The following is a 19,053-nucleotide window of genomic DNA, read 5'->3' on the forward strand; positions in this document are numbered from 1 at the left end:
TATTCCATCGGATGATTGTCTGAGTTGAACTAGCTAAGACTATGATCAACTAATTATAGAAAATAATAATTTCTATATTACAACTGCTGTTAGTTACAGTCTGAATGGAATATTACACTTTGTCAACGCATTAGATTACTTTAATCTTCAGTTTTGCCTTCTTTTTCTACTGTGCCTTTTTCTAACGCTTTCCACGCTAATGTTGCACATTTAATGCGCGCTGGGAATTGCGAAACACCTTGTAACGCTTCAATATCTCCCATATCTTCAGTGATTTTATAATCTTCACCTAACATCATTTTAGTAAATTCTTGGCTCATTTGCATCGCATCTGCTAGCGTATGACCTTTTATAGATTCGGTCATCATAGATGCGCTAGACATAGATATAGAACAGCCTTCTCCATCAAATTTGGCATCTTTTATAACACTATCTTCAATATCAAACGTTAAATGGATACGATCCCCACATGTAGGATTATTCATATCTACAGTCATAGTGCCATTATCTAATTTCCCTTTATTTCTAGGGTTTTTATAATGATCCATAATTACAGAACGATATAATTGATTTAAATTGTTAAAATTCATATGAGAAAAACTCCTTCGTTTGTTTCAACGCGTTAACCAATTGATCTATATCTTCTTTTGTATTATAGATATAAAGACTTGCACGAGCAGTTGATGATTGGTCCACCCATTTCATTAATGGTTGAGCACAATGATGCCCTGCTCTTACCGCAACGCCTTCAGTGTCAACTGCTGTAGCGACATCATGTGGGTGAATGTCCGTTAAATTAAATGTAATAACACCAGCTCTACGTTCTTTTGGAGGGCCAAAAATTTCAAGACCTTCTATATTAGATAATTGATCAAAGGCATACGCTGTTAACTCTTTTTCATAGTTATGAATGGCTTCAAAACCTATGTTTTCAAGATATTTAATAGCTTCACCTAAACCGATAGCTTGTGCAATTAGTGGTGTGCCTGCTTCGAATTTTGTTGGTAAGTCAGCCCATGTAGCATCATACTTACTGACAAAATCTATCATATCGCCACCATATTCAATAGGTTCCATATTTTGCAGCAATTCACGTTTACCATATAATACGCCTATACCAGTTGGTCCTAACATCTTATGACCACTAAAACTAAAGAAATCCACGTCTAAATCTTGCATATCTAATGCAAGATGTGGTGCAGATTGTGCACCATCAACGCTAATAATAGCACCGTGTTGATGCGCAACTTCAGCTATAGCTTTAACATCATTGATCGTACCTAAGACGTTAGAAACATGTGCAATTGCTACAATTTTAGTTTTATCATTGATCGTCGCTTTTACATCTTCAATATCTAATTCACCGTCTGGAGTCATCGGGATAAATTTCAATTCTGCTTTAGTTCTTTTCGCCAATTGTTGCCACGGTACGATGTTCGCATGATGTTCCATTTCAGTGACTACTATTTCATCGCCTTCTGTCAGGTTAGCATCTCCATAACTACGTGCCACTAAATTTATAGAAGCAGTAGTACCACGCGTGAAAATAATTTCTTCAAAGTATTGGGCATTGATAAATCTTCGTACTGACTCACGTGCACTTTCATAGGCATCTGTAGCTAAAGAACCTAATGTGTGCACACCTCGGTGAACATTAGAATTATATCTTTTATAATAGTCTTCTAGTACATTGATGACTTGTATTGGTGTCTGACTTGTTGCAGTCGTATCTAAATATGCAAGACGTTTTCCATTAACTTTTTGATTTAAAATAGGAAAGTCTTTAATAATTTCTTGTACATTTAATGATTCGGTCACTTTATTCACAGACCTTTCTTAGTTAAGAATTTCTGATTCGACCTTAGTTGAGTCTTACATAACAATAACTAAATTGAATACTCTATTAAGACGAAACTGCCTCATTGAACTCATGTAAAGAGACAGTTACGTTGATTAGCATCTAAGGTTATTTATTTACTTTAAGTTCAATTACTTCACGTAATTGACGCTTAACATCTTCAATAGGTAATTCTCTTACTACTGGATCAAGGAAGCCATGTATTACTAAACGTTCTGCTTCTGTTTGTGAAATACCACGACTCATTAAGTAATATAGCTGTTCTGGGTCAACTCGACCAACAGATGCAGCGTGTCCAGCTTCTACGTCATCTTCATCAATTAATAAGATTGGGTTGGCATCTCCACGTGCATTTTCAGATAACATTAATACACGAGATTCTTGGTTAGCCATTGATTTCGTGCCACCATGTTTAATATAACCAATACCATTAAAGACAGATGAAGCATTTTCACGCATAACGCCGTGTTTTAAAATATAACCATCTGTTTCTTTACCATATTGAACAATTTTTGAAGTTAAATTAATCTTTTGATCGCCAGTACCTACAACTACAGATTTTAAGGCGCTCGTTGAACGATCACCCATTAAGTTTGTAGTATTGTCGATAATTTGACTTCCTTCATTCATTAGACCTAATGCCCAATTAATTGAAGCATCTGCTTCAGTTGTACCTCTATGGATAATGTGGCCAGTGAAACCTTTATCCATATAATCAACTGAGCCATAAGTAATATTAGCATTTGCGCTTGCGATTACTTCGGAAATAATATTAATTTGATTTCCTTCGCCACTAACACCAGATAGATAGTTTTCTACATATGTTACTTCTGCACTTTGTTCTGCAACAATAATAACATGGTTGTAGAAGCTAGCATTTTCATCATCATGTAGTACTACATATTGAATAGGATGCTCAACAACAACATTTTTTGGTACGTATACAAAGACCCCACCGTTAACTAATGCTGTGTGTAAAGCAGTTAAACGATGTTCGTCTACTGTTACCGCTTCAGTCATAAAGTATTGTTGTACTAATTCCGGATGATTAACTAATGCTTCTGATAAGCCTTCAACAATGACACCGTCATTACTAGCAGAATCCGATACACGTGAAAAAGCAAGTGTATTATTATGTTGGATGATCAAGTTTTCTGATTTTTCAACATCAATAATGTTTTTAACTTCTTCAGGTAATTGATCTAAGCTACTGTAGACTTCTCCTGTTGTCTCATGTTGCTTAAATGAATCAAAGTCCCATCTGTTAATTTTAGTTTTATCTGGTTTTGGCATTTCTAAAGTTTCTGTTAATTTTAACGCTTCTCTACGTAACTCTGTCATCCATGAAGGTTCATTATGGGCTTGTGAATATTCAACAAGTTGTGCTTCAGAAATGTTTAAAGTTTCAGTTGTCATACTATTTTCCTCCCATTTGATGATTCATTGATTTCATTTTAGGTATCAATTAAAACCTTAGCTCTCAAACTAGTATATCTTTTTACCTAATTGAGATTTATTCTGTCGCACCGTATTCTTCTTTAACCCACTCATAACCTTCTTCTTCTAAACGTTTAGCTAATTCAGGTCCACCGGATTTAACAATAACGCCACCATACATAACATGTACGTGATCAGGAGTAATATAATTTAATAATCTTTGATAGTGCGTAATAATTAATGAGCCAAATTGATCACCACGCATTTCATTAATACCTTTTGATACAACTTTTAATGCGTCAATATCAAGACCAGAGTCAATTTCATCTAAAATTGCAAATTTTGGTTCTAACATCATTAATTGTAAAATTTCGTTACGTTTCTTTTCACCGCCTGAAAAGCCTTCGTTTAAATAACGTTGAGCCATATCTTGGTCGATGTCTAAGAATTCCATTTCTTTATCTAATTTTTTAATAAATTGCATTAAGTTGATTTCTTGGCCTTCTTCACGTTTAGCATTAATAGCAGAACGCATAAAGTCAGCGTTTGTAACGCCAGTAATTTCTGATGGGTATTGCATTGCTAGGAATAAACCTGCTTTTGCACGTTCATCAACTTCTAATTCTAATACGTTCACACCGTCTAATAATACTTCACCTTGTGTTACTTCGTAGCTTGGATGTCCCATAATCGCAGATGATAATGTTGATTTCCCAGTACCATTTGGCCCCATTACAGCATGAACTTCACCAGTGTTAATTGTTAAATTCACACCTTTTAATATTTCTTTATCTTCAATAGACACATGTAGGTCTTTAATTTCTAATGTTGATGGCATACATATTCCCTCCGTCATAAATAATATGTTTTCTTTACTAGTTTATAATAATTTTAATCTGCAGTCAAAAAACTGCAAACGCATTACACCGATTTATTATAACTTAAATACTAGGTAATATAAACCTTTTCAGGTGCTTATTTATAATAATTATTATAATACAATAATTTTTATGATCGGTTATGTTTTTATAGCAACTGATAATAAATTGTGCTTGGTTCTCAATCTCTTTTATTTATTGAATTTTCTAATAATGATGCAAATTACTTTAGTTCATTTTAACTCTATACTAATTTTTGCTATGCTAATAACATATTTTGTATAAAGAAGGGAACGAAATATGTCAAATATTAAATGGTCTAATATTTTTAAGGGGTTCGCAATGGGTACTTCTGATTTAGTCCCCGGTATTAGTGGTGGTACTATTGCTTTACTCTTAGGAATATATAATGATTTTATCCGTGCAATAAGTGGTTTGTTTTCCAAACATTTTGTAGCTAGTATTCGCTTTTTAATTCCGATTGGATTAGGTATGGTTTTAGCCATTGGTAGTTTAAGTAAATTGATTAATTACCTATTAAGTGAATTTCATATACCTACAATGTTCTTTTTCACTGGCTTAATCATTGGTATTATTCCTTTCTTATTGAAATCAGCAAACTTTAAAGCTACTTTTTCAATAAAACATTACTTACTATTAATATTAGGAATAGCAATTATACTTATTATATCGTCATTAAGTGGTGAAGAATCTGTTAACAATTCACATTTCACATTAGATTTTGGTCTTATTATTAAATATTTTCTTGCCGGAATGTGTGCCTCTAGCGCCATGCTGTTACCAGGAATTTCAGGTTCTTTTATGTTATTAGTATTCGGCGTTTATGGTACTATTATGTTTGCTATTTCTGAGTTTGTTTCATTCAATTTTGCTGCTATTCCACTCTTAATTACAGTAGGTTGTGGTGTCATTTTTGGCTTTATGTTCAGTAGTAAACTTATTCAGTATTTACTCTCTCAACATACGATCACGACTTACGCATTAATTATCGGTTTAGTGATTGGTTCATTGTATGCGGTATTTCCTGGCATACCTACTCATGGTTTAGAATGGCTAATTTCATTAATCGTATTATGTATCGGAGTGTTTATTAGTCAAAAACTAAGCTCAGAATAATATTAATCTATCCTCTGTTCAAGTTTGCTTTAAGGTAATCTTTAACAGGGGTTTTAATTGTTTATTTTGCAACAAATAAAATTATGCTTTTTATTAGAATTGTGTCTTATTTTTTTATATAATAGTAAATCAATCTATAAAAAGATTGATTTATTATTATATTGGAGGAATTTATTAACCTTTGGGAACCTTATTTAGTTTACTTACGTTTATTTTACTGTTAGCACTTACGGCATTCTTTGTAGCTACAGAATTTGCAATTGTTAAAGTACGCACATCAAGAATCAATCAATTGGCTGAAGCTAATCATCGTCAAGCGATAGCTGCCAAAAAAGTTGTAACTCATCTCGATGAATACTTAGCAGCCTGTCAATTAGGAATTACAATTACTGCACTAGGAATCGGTATGGTTGGTGAATCTACTTTTGAATTTATCCTACATCCATTTTTCAGTTTGTTTGGTATGTCTGATACATTGATTCATGTCTTCACTTTAATTAGTGCCTTTGTTATAGCTACTTATTTACACGTAGTTATCGGTGAAATGGCACCAAAAACTATCGCAATTCAAAAAGCTGAACAAATCACATTATATATTGCAAAACCAATTATCATGTTTTACAAATTATTTTATCCATTCATATATATTCTTAACGGTTCTGCACGTATTATTTTGCGATTATTCGGAATGCAACCTGCGAAAGAAAGTGAAATTTACCATTCTGAAGAAGAATTAAAACTATTATTAAAAGAAAGTCACGATGGCGGAGAAATAACAAAAGGTGAATTGACACATATAAATAGAGCATTTGACTTTGACAATATGATCGTACAAGACGGCTATATACCTTTGTCACAAACAGCAACGTTCTCTTCAGATACACCATTGAGCGAGGCAAAAGCAATCATTAACGACTCTCATTATTCAAGATATCCTGTCTATGTCAATCAACCTGATAATATTATTGGCTATGTGCATGCTAAAGATTTATTAAACGAATCTGTGGAGTCATTATCAGAAATCACTCATGATATTTTAACAGTAGACCTATCTACCAAATGTCATACTGTGCTAGAACAAATGAAACAACTCCATGTCCACATTGCCTTAGTTAAATCATCAAACCAAATTCATGGCATTATTACTATGGAAAATATATTAGAAAATATAGTTGGCGATATTCAAGACGAACACGACCAACATTAATAAAGCTCGGGTAGCCAGGTACTTGATAGTTTAACTTACACTATAAGTATTCTGTGTTATCCGAGTTTTATTATATATAAATATAAGAATTTACAAGATTCACCCTTAGCGTTAGGGTTTTCGTGATTAATAAGACAACACAGAATTAAAGAAACCCTATATTGTTCTCCCATTTCAGCACTGCTCAGTGCTACCATTATTATACAGAGCACCAAGTTTAAATTTCAAATATTGTGTTTCAAAAAATATAATGTTACTACATAAAAACTGCCTCTTAACTTATTACGTTAAGAGGCGGTTTTTAAAATTATTTTGCAGGTTCAACTGAACCATTATATTCTTTCTTAATATAGTCTTTAATATCTTTAGAATTTAAAGCATCCATTAACGCTTTAATTTTCTCATCATCTTTGTGACCTTCTTTGACCGCAATTAAATTCGTGTATGGATTATCCTCAGGTTTTTCTAAAACAATTGAATCTTTTTTAGGATCTAACTTTTGATCAATTGCAAAGTTAGAATTGATAATAACGGCATCTGCTTTTTCATTTTGATAAATTTTCGGTAGATACTCAGCTGATTGTTTATTATTAAATTTAATATCTTTTTTGTTTTCTACGATATCATCAAATTTAGCATCTTCAATTTTAACACCGTCTTTAATTTTAACTAATCCAGCATCTACAAAGAATTTTAAGAAACGACCTTCTTCTGCAGGGTTGTTAGATACATATACTGTTGCGCCCTTCGGTAAATCTTTCAAATTCTTATACTTTTTAGAATATACAGCCATTGGTTCTAAATGTACATCACCTGCTGACTCAATTTTATATTTCTTAGATTTTTTCTCAGTTTCTAAATATGGTGTATGTTGGAAATAGTTAGCGTCCAATTCGCCTTTATCTAATAATTTATTAGGTGTTGTGTAATCATTGATAGTTTTAATTTCTAAATCATAACCTTTATCTTCTAACAATGGTTTTGCCTGTTCCAAGATTTCAGCATGTGGTGACGGTGACGCACCAACAGTTATTTTTTTATCTTTACCTTCACTATTACCACAAGCTGCCAATACTACAGATAAAACTAATACAAAAGCTAAACTAAGTATTTTTTTCATGTTTTTCTCCCCATTTCATGTTATCGTTTGTCTAATTTATTTGTAGCCCAATCACCAATGAATTGAATAATGAACACAATAATTAAAATTAAAATTGTCGAAACTAAAATGACATCATTTTGATTTCGTGTAAAACCAGTTAAATATGCAAGGTTCCCTAATCCACCTGCACCTATAACACCTGCAATTGCCGTAGAACCTACTAAGGCGATTGCTGTAACTGTAATTCCTGATACTAACGCTGGCATAGCTTCAGGTAACAATACTTTTCTTACTACTGTCCATGTATTGGCACCCATTGACCACGCCGCTTCAATTACACCTTTATCAATTTCTTTAAATGCGATTTCAACTAATCTAGCATAAAATGGAGCAGAACCAATAATTAATGCTGGTAAGGCACCTGTTGGTCCACTTATTGTACCTAAAATTAAACTAGTGAACGGTATAAGTAATAATATTAAAATGATGAAAGGAATTGCTCTGAATAAATTAACGACAAAAGAGACAATGCTATAAAAAATTCTAGCTGCTTTAGCGTCACTTTTAGCTGATAAAAAGAGCAACACTCCTAAAATAATACCAAAAATAAAAGCAAAAATAGTTGCTATCACTGTCATATATAACGTTTCATAAGTTGCTACCCACACTTGTGACCATTGTACATTGGGCATCGTAATCATTTCTTGGAGGATTTCACTAAATGAACTAGTCATGACGTAACACCTCCACTGATACTTGTTGTTTTGCTAAATCACTGTTGAAATCTTCGAATTTTTCAGAATTTATATTCGGAAGATGTAACACTAAAAAGCCAATTGACCCACTTTTAGTATTTTTTATATTTGCTTCTAAAATATTTACGTCTATTTGATGCGCCCGCGTAATGTATGACACGATAGGTTCAGTAGTGTTATTACCAGTAAAATTCAATCTTACTATGTAATCATCTTTGCCAAAATGCTCTATGTCTGCAAATGCATCTTCAAAATCATCATTTAAGTCTTCTTTAACAAAGCGTTTCGTTACTTCATGTTTTGGATTTTCAAATACATTCGTCACAGATCCTTGTTCTATAACACTGCCATTTTCCATTACTGCGACTTCATCACAAATACGACGTATAACATGCATTTCATGAGTGATAATCACAATAGTTAAATTTCGCTGTTCTTTAATTTTAAGTAATAAATCTAAAATTTCATCTGTAGTCTGTGGATCTAGTGCACTTGTCGCTTCATCACATAACAACACAGTCGGTTCGTTTGCTAAAGCACGTGCAATACCAACACGTTGTTTTTGACCACCAGATAATTCAGATGGGTATGCGTCTTCTCGTCCTTTTAATCCTACTAACTCAACAAGTTCTGCAGCCCGTTGTTTTGCTTCTTGCTTCGGTACCCCAGCAATTTCTAATGGGAATGTTATATTATTTAATACAGTACGTGACCATAATAAGTTGAAGTGTTGAAATATCATACTCACTTTTTGACGTTTTTTTCTTAAATCTTTTTTAGACAATTGTCCTATATTGTCACCATCGATTGTTACGTCACCTGAAGTTGGTTGTTCTAAATTGTTAAACAGTCGAACTAATGTACTTTTGCCCGCACCTGAAAAACCAATAACTCCAAAAATTGAGCCTGATTGAATACTTAAATCAACATGATCTACCGCAAGCACATCTTGCTTTTTCGTCTTATAACGCTTGACGATTTGATTTAACTCAATCATTGTTTGTCCTCCTTGTATTGCTTATAAATTAAAAAAATGCTTTCTCATCTTAAAAGATAGAGAAAGCAATAACACCCTCTCTCATCTTTTAAAGTTCGGTCGACTTTATGTGAATTGGCACCATTTCTATACTTAGACGGTTGCCGGGCTTCATAGGGCACATCCCTCCACCTCTCTCGATAAGAGTTACATTATTTAATTATTTTTAATCCTACCACTGCACTAATGATTCGTCAATATATTATTGCAAATTTTCTAAAAGATATGGCACAGATTGAAAAGCGTAAATACGCTTTATTTCCTTATCTTTAGACATTAGTTGTAACACAGGAACCGATTGTATTTCATTGTCCTGTGAATACTCAGGGTGAAAATTCAAATCAATTTTAGTAATTGGTAATTTTAAGATTTCATTTGCGATATCTAACATTCTTTCAGATATTTTACATGTACCGCAAGTTGGTGTATAACCAAAAACTAAATGTTTATCTTTATCAAAATGTTCACGTACATTTGCTACGTGTTGTTTTGTCGTTGCATTCATGTTAATAAACTTACCCTTTCAGCTATATAATCTAGTTTAGCTTTATTGATATGCTCTTCGTCTTTAACTACAAAGCCGTTTTTTTTCAATACTTTAGCTAAATATCGTTTTGGACATCTCGCAATTTCACAATACTGTTTATCCACTCTAACATGTTTACTTTCGCTTAAATAGTGTTTAAACCATCTACGAATCTTTTCTCCCTCATCGTCTGAATCAACTAAAATTGTAACTTGTTTATCGTACAAAGATTCCACCATTTCATCAATTTTATCAATACCCATAGTTCCATGAGTACAAATAATTTCAATTGGTTCATCAATTACTTGTTTAACTCTCTTTTTATCAGATTTGCCTTCAACAATGATAACTTTATTAAGAATCGTCATGACATCCACCTTCTAAAAGTTGATAATAAACTTATACTATATTTGGTTTTTCACAAAGACACGAGGTTATAAACATATTATAATTTTGTATCAATATTGTAAAAATGGCGTCTTTACTTGTCAAATTCATTGTTACAGCATTAATTTTCCATGATTTTGAGGGTTTATTAAATTTTGGTAAACTTTAGCGCCATAGATAAGTTAAAAACTCCAAGACAGTAAATATCATGGAGTTTAAAATCACTTATTCTATTCACCAATCATTTCAGAATATTGTTCAGCTGAAAGTAGTTCATTCAATTGATCTAAATCACTAACTTCAACTTTCACCATCCAAGCTTTTTCATATGGTGATTCATTTACAAATTCAGGGCTATCTTCTAATTCTTCATTTGCTTCTACTACTTTACCAGTAACAGGTGCATACAATTCAGAGACAGTTTTTACAGATTCAACACTGCCAAAAGTATCCCCCTCTTGGATGTCATCATCAACTTCTGGTAATTCAACAAATACAATATCACCTAATTCACTTTGCGCATATTCAGTGATACCAATTGTAACCGTATTTCCTTCAACTTTTATCCATTCATGTTCTTTTGAGTATTTTAATTCACTTGGTACTGCCACGAGAATCCCCTCCTATATGATTTTACATATTTATGATGCCATATGAATGTATGACTGGCAACTGTTTGCCTTTAATAATCAAAAATTTATGTTACTTTTACACAGCATCATTAAGCGTTTTCATAAATTGATTTTGACTGCATTTTTGAAAACTTTAGCGATCGTTATAAAGTGAAAATCTTTATAACCATGTCGCTTTATACTCTTCTTCTTTGAAACCAACAGTTGCTTTATCGCCTAGCACAGCTAGTGGTCGTTTTACTAACATACCATCAGAAGCAAGTAAATCTAGCTTTTCATCATCAGAAAGCGTCCCTATTTTATCTTTTAAACCTAATTCGCGATATTTGGCACCATGTGTATTAAACATTTTGTTAATTTCAATGCCAGTACGTTCTAAAATATCTTTAAACTCATTTTTAGTTGGTGTATGTTGAACGATGTCGATAGGTTCATAACTCACACCGTACGATTGTAAAAATTTAGCAGCTTTTTTACATGTCGTACAATTAGGATATTGGTAAAATTTAATCATGTACTGTACCTCCTATACGTTGTTATCACTAATATAGCAGAATTACGATCAAAACGCTTCAATTTTTAAGCTAAAATTTTTATTTCCCTAGTTTTTTTAGTTATAATGTAATCAATTAATAATCAAAGGAGCGTTAATATGGAAACAATTAACTCAACAAGTAATTTTGATTCAACTATAAATAGTGATCAACCTGTCATTGTAAAATTCGAAGCAGGATGGTGTCCAGATTGTAAAGCAATGGATATGTGGATTGATCCTATTGTAGAAAAATACAATAATTATAATTGGTATACAGTCAATAGAGACGAACTAGAAGATGTTGCAGCAAATAATGACGTTATGGGTATTCCAAGTCTTTTAGTCTTCAAAAATGGTGAAAAACTTGCTCACCTACATTCAGCAAATGCTAAATCACCAGAACAAGTTGAGTCATTCTTAGCTGAAACATTTCAGTAATACAAAAACTAGCACATTAATTTGATATGCTAGCTTCAAAACGTAAACAAGCCCTTCACAGTAATTTGATATGCTCCCTTCAAAGTAGACATTAAAAAAATGAAAACTTTGAAGGGAGTATTTTTATGTCTAGAAAATTAATTGACTTAGATTTATTACAATCAGTTTTTAATAATTATGAAAATGGTATGAGTTTCGAAAGCATTGTAGAAATAGTTGATGTTAATCTATCTCCAGAATATCTCCGTTATATGTACAATAGGTATTTAACAAACGGCTTATATTCTTTAATACGTAACTCACAAAATAATAAGTATTCATTTCAATTTAAAATGAATGTAGTTCAGGAATATTTGGATAATGATATATCTTATAAAAAATTGGCCATTAAATATAATATTCCTGCCCATGAAACTGTACGCAAATGGGTAAATCGTTATACTGGAAGAAAAGAGAATACCAATTATTCTCCAAAACAAGAGGTGTATACGATGAAAGGTAAAACAACAACATTCAAAGAACGTCTTATAATTGTAGAATACTATTTAGATAATGAAATTAGTTATAAAGATTGTGCTAAAAAATATGATGTTAGTTACGGTCAGTTGTACCAATGGGTACAAAAGTATAAATCACATGGCCGTGATGGCCTCCAAGACGGTAGAGGCAAAGGCAAACCTAAATCTATATTAACACCAGAAGAACAGAGAGAAGCTGAAATCCAAGAACTAAAAGATCGAAATAAAATATTAGAAATGGAAAATAAAGTCTTAAAAAAATATCAAGAAATAGAAAGAGAGATGATAAATCAACAAGCAAAAAAATCGCAGCATATGAAACGATTGAAGCGCTAAGAAATGAATTTCCAATTAAACATTTATGCCAAACTTTAAATATTTCACGCGCAAGTTATTATAAATGGTTACATCGAAAGCCCACACAAAAAGAATTTGAAAATAAAATATTAATAAAAGAAATCAAACACATTTATGAAAAATATAAAGGCATTTATGGATATAGACGAATTTATATTTATATTCGCCTATATTTGCATAAAAAAGTAAATCATAAACGTGTTTATCGGTTAATGAATCAACTAAATTTAAAAGCAGTTATCCGCCGTAAACGCAAGCGCTATAAGCCTTGTACTCCTCAAACGATAGCCGAAAACGAATTAAATCGTGAGTTTCAAGAAAGAGAGGCTAATAAAAAATGGCTAACAGATGTAACTGAGTTCCAACTTGAAAATGGAAGTAAAATATATCTTAGTGCAATATATGATTTGGGAACAGGTAAAATCGTAAGTCATTATTTGGGAAATTCAAATAACAATCAACTCGTATTTAAAACATTTGATAAGGCAGTCAAGACTGTAACTAGTACCGAAGGTATTATATTTCATAGCGATCGTGGTTTTCAGTATACTTCCCGATTATTTAAAAATAAGTTAAATCACCATAAGATGATACAAAGTATGTCTCGTGTTGGAAAGTGTATTGATAATGGTCCTATGGAAGGTGTTTGGGGAATTATTAAATCTGAGATTTATAGAGGTTCTAAACGGTTTAAATTCGAAAGTATAGAAGAAGCATTTCAAGTTATAAATAAATATATAAAGTTTTTTAATAATGAAAGAATTACATTAAAAATGGCTAATCTCGCATAAAACGAGACTAACCAATTTTTTAATTATTTACTTGTCTACTTGACTGGGTGCAGTTCAATTTGCGAAGGGCTTGTTTACGTTTTATTTATATAGTTTTTCAAAATAGTAATGATTTATGCCGACTCCTGCGGGAATAGCACTTGCCAAGACTATAGGCTAAGACAGTGCCCGCGGAAAGCGTGCATAAAAAAACTGCCAACAAACTCAGTAGCTTTGTCGGCAGTCTGGTGAGGCTAGGACAATATTGATTTGTTCTAGTCTCTTTTCATATTGGCAGTAGCTGTCTGCATTGAAAATGCGCTTCAAACCAAGCTTTTTTCAACGCTAGTCAGCCTTGCCGGGGTGGGACGACGAAATCATTTTTTCAAAATCAGATTTCTGTCCCACTCCATGTGTTATTCGAAATCTCTTTTCATATTGGCAGTAGCTGTCTGCATTGAAAATGCGCTTCAAACCAAGCTTTTTTCAACGCTAGTCAGCCTTGCCGGGGTGGGACGACGAAATCATTTTTTCAAAATCAGATTTCTGTCCCACTCCATGTGTTATTCGAAATCTCTTTTCATATTGGCAGTAGCTGTCTGCATTGAAAATGCGCTTCAAACCAAGCTTTTTTCAACGCTAGTCAGCCTTGCCGGGGTGGGACGACGAAATCATTTTTTCAAAATCAGATTTCTGTCCCACTCCCCTTTATAAATTAAAATTGTGTCATTATATTTTGAGTTTGACGTGGTGGATGATGCATTTCATCTTCCATATCTGTTAAATACATAAAACCGACTAAACTTTCATTATCTTTCACGCCGAAAACGTTTCTTATTTGTGGTAAAAAGATATATTGAGGTGTCTTCCAACACGTACCTATTTGCGCTTCATGTAGTAAAAGCATTAAATTTTGAGCAAAGGCACCAAAAGCCAAATAATTTTCCAAATTTTCTTTTTGGCGTGGATCTTCTTGTACAATTAATGCCAACATACCACCTAAATTTGTCACAGCATTATAGTGATCTTGCTGTTTATCGGGTTGGTGATGAAAAGCAATACGCGATACTTGCTTACTCATTTCACCTAATCTATTTTTAGCGATATGCACAACACGCCATGGCTGTCTCATACCATGATTAGGCGCATACGTAGATTGTTCAATCGCTTGGTATAATGCTTGATCATCAATCACCATATCTCTTTTAAACATTTTAATACTTCTTCTATTCGCGATTGCATCTTGTAATTCCATGAAACAACGCCCTTTCTTATTGATAATTATTTTCAATTATAAAATACTATCAGGGAATTTTCAAACTAGTTATAAAAATCTAACTGTTGACGCAACGTTGCTACGTGAATTTGTCCAGGTGCTTTTGGAGTGTCTATACAGCCATATGAAATTGTTCCACCAAACACACCTTGCGCAGTACGTGAAACAATCCCTATTTTACCCATAGCAATGCCTACAACACGTTCATTTACTGAATCTGCTGTTACAGACATAGCATTTAATAAATTAGTGACATCTTCTTTCCCTTTAGGCATTACTGCTACCTTCAAGTAATCTGGAGCCAACAAATGCATTTTATAATACAAATGCTTTAACTCATCTAATTGTGGGGTTTGATCAAAGTCATGATAGGACAATACTACTTCTTTATTATTATTTTGCGCTAGATTGATTACTGTTGTTAATTCCTCAGGATTTTGCTTTTTATCAAATTCAAGATCAATAACGTCAAATGTTTCTTGTGTTATTAATGTGGTTAAATATTCAAGATATTCTTTTGACGCTAACGTTCCTAAACCACCTTGGTTGGCCGTACGATATGTCACTAATATTTGTTTATTTAACGCTAAGTCTTTTAGCTGTTGTAATACTGCACGTACTGTTGTTGTTTCTATTTGTTGCCATTGATCTATACGTAATTCAATTATATCGAAGTCCGATTGATATCGTTTTAAGTCTTCAATTGTAGCTGGTAATAATTCATTTTCCGGAGCAATGGTTACCGCTATTTTCACTTGTGCCATTATTCACACCTCTATTTTAGTTATTCTATTTAGCATTTATTGTATCTTAATCAATTCCATGAAAACAATAACTTTAATGAATTACTATTTTATCATTTTGAAATTGATGATTAGTTTTTATATTAAAGGGTATGCAAATTATATGATTTAATTTAGGAGGTAATAAATATGGCAGTTAATTATGAAACAAAAGCAACGAATACAGGTGGACGTAATGGACATGTCCACACAGATGATAAAGCAATTGATGTAGCAGTCATTCCACCAGCTCAAGCTGATGCTGAAAAAGGTACAAATCCTGAACAGCTATTTGCTGCAGGTTATGCATCTTGTTTTAATGGTGCTTTTGATTTAATTTTAAAACAAAACAAAGTTAGAGATGCCGAAACAGAAGTTACCTTAACTGTACGTTTAGAAGATGATCCAGAGGCAGAAAGTCCTAAGCTAAGCGTTGACATTGATGCAAAAGTTAAAAATGTTTTATCTCAAGCTGATGCTGAAAAATATTTACAAGACGCACATGAGTTTTGTCCATATTCTAAAGCAACAAAAGGCAACATTGATGTTAACTTAAATGTTGAAGTTGCTGACTAATTCAATTGGTTTTACTAATAGTCGAGAGCATGAAGGCGAAGTATTTACTTTGCTTCTGCTCTCGACTTTTTTTGCTTGATAATAGCTAAAATATCCTTTCTCCAAAAGCAATATAATGATTACAACATTAAAATACAAAGTCTATTTATTTATACAATTTTTTCAATATAAATAAGTAGATAATTTTTTTATATTGAAAAATTATAATAAACACACTTATTTATTTTTTATATTTATTTATAAATAATATTGCCAACGCTTACACAATCATTTACTATTAATGTAATATCTTCAAAAAATTACGATTGTTCACAAAGTTTTATTAAAGGAGGAATTCAATGTTGCATACACGCATTTTATCTATTAACGATATTGATTTATATCAACAATTTTTATTGCAAGCTTTGCACAATAAGAGCAATGCATTTATTTGGGGCATTTATGATAATGAAATTGTTACAGCCCCCTATTTAAAAACAACGTTATCACCTCAAAATAAAAACTATATCGTATTTGGATTGTTTTCAAATCAATCTTTAATAGCAGTCAGTACAATGGCACACTTCCCAATACATGGTCTCGCACATAAAGCTTATTTGGAAAACATGTGCGTTACAGGTATTAATGCAGAAGAACGTAAAGAAAATGCCGCACTCCTCATAAACTATATTTTTAATACTTGTGAAGAAAAAAATATAGAGATAGTTATTGCTTCAGTTGCTTCTAATAATATTACAGCTAAGGTATTCTTTAGTGATTTAGACTTTGATGTGTTAGCAGTTGAACAACATGCACGTAAATATCATGACAAATATATCGATCAACATTGGCTCATATACTACTTAGATGGCACAATGTTATAAAAATATTTTTATGGTAAGTATGGACAGCACATGCCTTGTGGTTCATACTTTTTATTTTAATAATAAAAATGACTTGCAATACATAAAATAACAACATATTATTTTTATTACGTACTAAGTGGTAAATTAATATACTATAAATACCTAACATTCTGGGAGGTGGCATAATTTGAAATTCACAACAACTCTATTCTCTTTATTGTTGTCACTTATCACATTAACTATACCAATTATCATTTTAAGCACTATTTATGACAGCACAGCAATTGTAATTGCTGCCGGACTATTTTTAGTCGGGGTTTTACTATTTAATATTTACGCCCTATTACAAGGAGATCGTATTGCCAATATCTTTGCACTTATAGTGACTTGTATTGCTATAATTTTATCTGGGATTCCCGTAATTAAAACGTTCGTACTTAATTTTATTTAATCCTTACATAAACAATAGTTTTATTGACGACTTTAACATCAATAAAACTATTGTTTTTTCTTATATTGATTCATAATAAAATTTTATTATGAAATTTATGTATTTATTGTCTTTAATGAATTGAAAGCGCTATAATTATTTGAATAAGGGGGGGAATTTAATACTATGAATTTAGCATTATTAGGATTCATTATGATTATTGTCTTTATGGTATTAATAATGACAAGAAAAATGTCAGCATTAATAGCATTAATTATCGTGCCAACTGTTTTCGCTTTAATCGGTGGATTTTACGCCGGTTTAGGGAAATATATGTTAGAGGGGATAGAAACAGTTGCACCGACAGGAATTATGTTAACATTTGCAATTTTATACTTTGGTGTCATGATTGACGCTGGATTATTCGAACCGGTCATCAATCAAATTATAAAAATAGTTAAAGGAGACCCAGTCAAAATAGCAATTGGTACAGTTATACTAGCCTCACTAGTAGCATTAGATGGTGACGGTACAACTACATTCATCATTACAGTTACAGCGATGATGCCACTTTATAAAAAAATTGGCATGAGTTTATATGTTTTATCCACGCTAGCGTTACTGTCAATTGGTGTAATGAACATGTTACCTTGGGGTGGTCCAACTGCACGTGCAATTTCCGCATTACATTTAAGTACTGAAGACGTCTTTATTCCTATTATGCCAGCTATGGCAGCGGGTATTCTTTTTGCTTTTGTAGTAGCTTATATTTTAGGTAAACGATCAAAAAGACATATTACTACTGCAACTGATATAGATATAGAAGATGTTAAAAAAGAAGAAACTAAAGAAGAAAGTTTACTTAAACGACCTAAAATGCTTATACCTAATGCCTTTTTAACAGTGTCATTAATCGTTTGTTTAGTAATGGAATTACTACCTATACCAGCACTTTTCATGGTCTGGTTTGGTGTTGCAATTTTAATTAACTATCCTAACTTAAGCATTCAAAATTCTGTAGTGAAAAAACACGCGGGTGACGTATTAGCTGTTATTAGTTTAGTATTTGCTTCTGGTATTTTTACAGGTATCATGGATGGAACTAAAATGGTAGATGAAATGGCAACTGCCTTAGTACATATTATTCCAGATGCAATGGGTAATCATTTCGCATTGATAACTGCAATTTTAAGTGGTCCATTTACTTACTTTATGGCTAATGATCCATTCTATTATGGTATTTTGCCAATTCTTGCAGAATCAGCAGAACAATTCGGTATTTCAAAAGTAGCAATGGCCAGAGCATCTGTTTTAGGTCAGCCATTACACGTTTTAAGTCCATTATATGCAGCTGGTTATTTACTAGTTGGTATGTTAGACATAGAATATGGAACTAACCAACGTATTGTTATTAAGTGGGCTATTGGCTCTAGCCTCTTCATGATTTTAATAGCTTGTCTATTCGGAATTATACCTTGGTAACAACGTTTGATTTTTAAAAACAAAAATATGACGTAGTATCGACATGATATTACGTCATATTTTTATGCATATAAACAATAATTTGTGGC

At 32.4% G+C, this 19,053-nt stretch carries 20 protein-coding genes, 1 pseudogene and 1 riboswitch; of the genes and pseudogenes, 8 read left to right on the plus strand and 13 right to left on the minus strand.

Translation table 11 applies throughout. The features are described from left to right. Nucleotides 1-140: 140 nt before the first annotated feature. From sufU to sufC, 4 genes are all read right to left on the minus strand, one after another. Complete coding sequence (gene sufU / locus MUA37_RS09840; RefSeq protein ID WP_002509380.1) at nt 141-590, minus strand: Fe-S cluster assembly sulfur transfer protein SufU; 450 nt, start codon at nt 588-590, stop codon at nt 141-143. Continuing rightward, nucleotides 580-1,827, minus strand: a complete 1,248-nt coding sequence (locus MUA37_RS09845; RefSeq protein ID WP_021458896.1) for a cysteine desulfurase — start codon at nt 1,825-1,827, stop codon at nt 580-582. The genes sufU and MUA37_RS09845 overlap by 11 nt, the downstream gene beginning before the upstream one ends. A gap of 139 nt (nt 1,828-1,966) precedes the next feature. Continuing rightward, a complete protein-coding gene (gene sufD, locus MUA37_RS09850; RefSeq protein ID WP_262624566.1) occupies nt 1,967-3,274 on the minus strand; it encodes a Fe-S cluster assembly protein SufD in 1,308 nt (435 codons plus the stop codon). Nucleotides 3,275-3,371: 97 nt separating this feature from the next. Next, entirely contained in the window at nt 3,372-4,133 is a 762-nt protein-coding gene (gene sufC / locus MUA37_RS09855) for a Fe-S cluster assembly ATPase SufC (RefSeq protein ID WP_002509383.1), read from the minus strand. 340 nt (nt 4,134-4,473) lie between these two features. Between sufC and MUA37_RS09860 the strand changes: the two genes are divergently transcribed. Both MUA37_RS09860 and MUA37_RS09865 read left to right on the plus strand, forming a co-directional pair. Next, nucleotides 4,474-5,310: a polyprenyl-phosphate transporter PopT gene (locus MUA37_RS09860; RefSeq protein WP_031266508.1), complete on the plus strand. Its 837-nt coding sequence runs from the start codon at nt 4,474-4,476 to the stop codon at nt 5,308-5,310. Nucleotides 5,311-5,491: 181 nt separating this feature from the next. Continuing rightward, nucleotides 5,492-6,517, plus strand: coding sequence for a hemolysin family protein (locus MUA37_RS09865; RefSeq protein WP_002509385.1), 1,026 nt, complete (start codon nt 5,492-5,494; stop codon nt 6,515-6,517). A gap of 307 nt (nt 6,518-6,824) precedes the next feature. Here the strand turns inward: MUA37_RS09865 and MUA37_RS09870 are convergent, their stop codons facing one another. From MUA37_RS09870 to MUA37_RS09900, 7 genes are all read right to left on the minus strand, one after another. Next, the gene (locus tag MUA37_RS09870) at nt 6,825-7,637 is read right to left on the minus strand and encodes a MetQ/NlpA family ABC transporter substrate-binding protein (RefSeq protein ID WP_002509386.1); all 813 of its coding nucleotides are present in this window, start codon (nt 7,635-7,637) and stop codon (nt 6,825-6,827) included. A 20-nt stretch (nt 7,638-7,657) separates the two neighbouring features. Further along, a complete protein-coding gene (locus MUA37_RS09875; RefSeq protein WP_002509387.1) occupies nt 7,658-8,353 on the minus strand; it encodes a methionine ABC transporter permease in 696 nt (231 codons plus the stop codon). Next, a complete protein-coding gene (locus MUA37_RS09880) occupies nt 8,346-9,371 on the minus strand; it encodes a methionine ABC transporter ATP-binding protein (RefSeq protein WP_002509388.1) in 1,026 nt (341 codons plus the stop codon). The genes MUA37_RS09875 and MUA37_RS09880 overlap by 8 nt, the downstream gene beginning before the upstream one ends. 78 nt (nt 9,372-9,449) lie before the next feature. Further along, nucleotides 9,450-9,557: riboswitch (SAM riboswitch) on the minus strand. A 55-nt stretch (nt 9,558-9,612) separates the two neighbouring features. Beyond that, a complete protein-coding gene (locus tag MUA37_RS09885; RefSeq protein WP_002509389.1) occupies nt 9,613-9,915 on the minus strand; it encodes a thioredoxin family protein in 303 nt (100 codons plus the stop codon). Then, on the minus strand, nt 9,912-10,304 hold the full coding sequence (locus MUA37_RS09890; protein ID WP_002509390.1) for a toprim domain-containing protein: 393 nt from the start codon (nt 10,302-10,304) through the stop codon (nt 9,912-9,914). Before MUA37_RS09890 ends, MUA37_RS09885 begins: the two co-directional genes overlap by 4 nt. Before the next feature lie 249 nt (nt 10,305-10,553). Then, on the minus strand, nt 10,554-10,934 hold the full coding sequence (gcvH, locus tag MUA37_RS09895) for a glycine cleavage system protein GcvH (RefSeq protein WP_002509391.1): 381 nt from the start codon (nt 10,932-10,934) through the stop codon (nt 10,554-10,556). Nucleotides 10,935-11,115: 181 nt separating this feature from the next. Next, on the minus strand, nt 11,116-11,469 hold the full coding sequence (locus tag MUA37_RS09900) for an arsenate reductase family protein (RefSeq protein ID WP_002509392.1): 354 nt from the start codon (nt 11,467-11,469) through the stop codon (nt 11,116-11,118). Nucleotides 11,470-11,607: 138 nt separating this feature from the next. On the opposite strand from MUA37_RS09900, the gene MUA37_RS09905 reads away from it, so the two are divergent. Together MUA37_RS09905 and MUA37_RS09910 are read left to right on the plus strand one after the other, a co-directional pair. Then, nucleotides 11,608-11,928 (plus strand): thioredoxin family protein, encoded by a 321-nt coding sequence (locus tag MUA37_RS09905; protein WP_002509393.1) that lies wholly within the window; start codon nt 11,608-11,610, stop codon nt 11,926-11,928. A 99-nt stretch (nt 11,929-12,027) separates the two neighbouring features. Beyond that, nucleotides 12,028-13,594, plus strand: a pseudogene (locus MUA37_RS09910) (IS3 family transposase). A 694-nt stretch (nt 13,595-14,288) separates the two neighbouring features. Here MUA37_RS09910 and MUA37_RS09915 read toward each other — a convergent pair. Together MUA37_RS09915 and aroD are read right to left on the minus strand one after the other, a co-directional pair. Continuing rightward, entirely contained in the window at nt 14,289-14,828 is a 540-nt protein-coding gene (locus MUA37_RS09915; protein WP_002510426.1) for a nitroreductase family protein, read from the minus strand. Between the two features lie 65 nt (nt 14,829-14,893). Beyond that, complete coding sequence (gene aroD / locus MUA37_RS09920) at nt 14,894-15,613, minus strand: type I 3-dehydroquinate dehydratase (protein WP_002510425.1); 720 nt, start codon at nt 15,611-15,613, stop codon at nt 14,894-14,896. Nucleotides 15,614-15,781: 168 nt separating this feature from the next. On the opposite strand from aroD, the gene MUA37_RS09925 reads away from it, so the two are divergent. From MUA37_RS09925 to MUA37_RS09940, 4 genes are all read left to right on the plus strand, one after another. Then, complete coding sequence (locus MUA37_RS09925; RefSeq protein ID WP_262624567.1) at nt 15,782-16,207, plus strand: organic hydroperoxide resistance protein; 426 nt, start codon at nt 15,782-15,784, stop codon at nt 16,205-16,207. Nucleotides 16,208-16,545: 338 nt separating this feature from the next. Further along, complete coding sequence (locus tag MUA37_RS09930; RefSeq protein ID WP_107373879.1) at nt 16,546-17,070, plus strand: GNAT family N-acetyltransferase; 525 nt, start codon at nt 16,546-16,548, stop codon at nt 17,068-17,070. 169 nt (nt 17,071-17,239) lie between these two features. Beyond that, complete coding sequence (locus MUA37_RS09935) at nt 17,240-17,503, plus strand: hypothetical protein (protein ID WP_002510422.1); 264 nt, start codon at nt 17,240-17,242, stop codon at nt 17,501-17,503. A gap of 165 nt (nt 17,504-17,668) precedes the next feature. Continuing rightward, nucleotides 17,669-18,964: a CitMHS family transporter gene (locus MUA37_RS09940; RefSeq protein ID WP_002510421.1), complete on the plus strand. Its 1,296-nt coding sequence runs from the start codon at nt 17,669-17,671 to the stop codon at nt 18,962-18,964. Nucleotides 18,965-19,053 lie beyond the last annotated feature (89 nt).

The sequence above is a fragment of the Staphylococcus arlettae genome (assembly GCF_025560845.1).
GTDB lineage: Bacteria > Bacillota > Bacilli > Staphylococcales > Staphylococcaceae > Staphylococcus > Staphylococcus arlettae.

Coding starts and splice junctions, on each gene's coding strand:
- MUA37_RS09860 (WP_031266508.1), top strand. CDS start 4,474: ATGTCAAATATTAAATGGTCTAATATTTTTAAGGGGTTCGCAATGGGT.
- MUA37_RS09875 (WP_002509387.1), bottom strand. CDS start 8,353: ATGACTAGTTCATTTAGTGAAATCCTCCAAGAAATGATTACGATGCCC.
- MUA37_RS09915 (WP_002510426.1), bottom strand. CDS start 14,828: ATGGAATTACAAGATGCAATCGCGAATAGAAGAAGTATTAAAATGTTT.
- sufD (WP_262624566.1), bottom strand. CDS start 3,274: ATGACAACTGAAACTTTAAACATTTCTGAAGCACAACTTGTTGAATAT.
- MUA37_RS09905 (WP_002509393.1), top strand. CDS start 11,608: ATGGAAACAATTAACTCAACAAGTAATTTTGATTCAACTATAAATAGT.
- aroD (WP_002510425.1), bottom strand. CDS start 15,613: ATGGCACAAGTGAAAATAGCGGTAACCATTGCTCCGGAAAATGAATTA.
- MUA37_RS09925 (WP_262624567.1), top strand. CDS start 15,782: ATGGCAGTTAATTATGAAACAAAAGCAACGAATACAGGTGGACGTAAT.
- MUA37_RS09900 (WP_002509392.1), bottom strand. CDS start 11,469: ATGATTAAATTTTACCAATATCCTAATTGTACGACATGTAAAAAAGCT.
- MUA37_RS09880 (WP_002509388.1), bottom strand. CDS start 9,371: ATGATTGAGTTAAATCAAATCGTCAAGCGTTATAAGACGAAAAAGCAA.
- MUA37_RS09930 (WP_107373879.1), top strand. CDS start 16,546: ATGTTGCATACACGCATTTTATCTATTAACGATATTGATTTATATCAA.
- sufC (WP_002509383.1), bottom strand. CDS start 4,133: ATGCCATCAACATTAGAAATTAAAGACCTACATGTGTCTATTGAAGAT.
- MUA37_RS09870 (WP_002509386.1), bottom strand. CDS start 7,637: ATGAAAAAAATACTTAGTTTAGCTTTTGTATTAGTTTTATCTGTAGTA.
- MUA37_RS09890 (WP_002509390.1), bottom strand. CDS start 10,304: ATGACGATTCTTAATAAAGTTATCATTGTTGAAGGCAAATCTGATAAA.
- sufU (WP_002509380.1), bottom strand. CDS start 590: ATGAATTTTAACAATTTAAATCAATTATATCGTTCTGTAATTATGGAT.
- MUA37_RS09940 (WP_002510421.1), top strand. CDS start 17,669: ATGAATTTAGCATTATTAGGATTCATTATGATTATTGTCTTTATGGTA.
- MUA37_RS09885 (WP_002509389.1), bottom strand. CDS start 9,915: ATGAATGCAACGACAAAACAACACGTAGCAAATGTACGTGAACATTTT.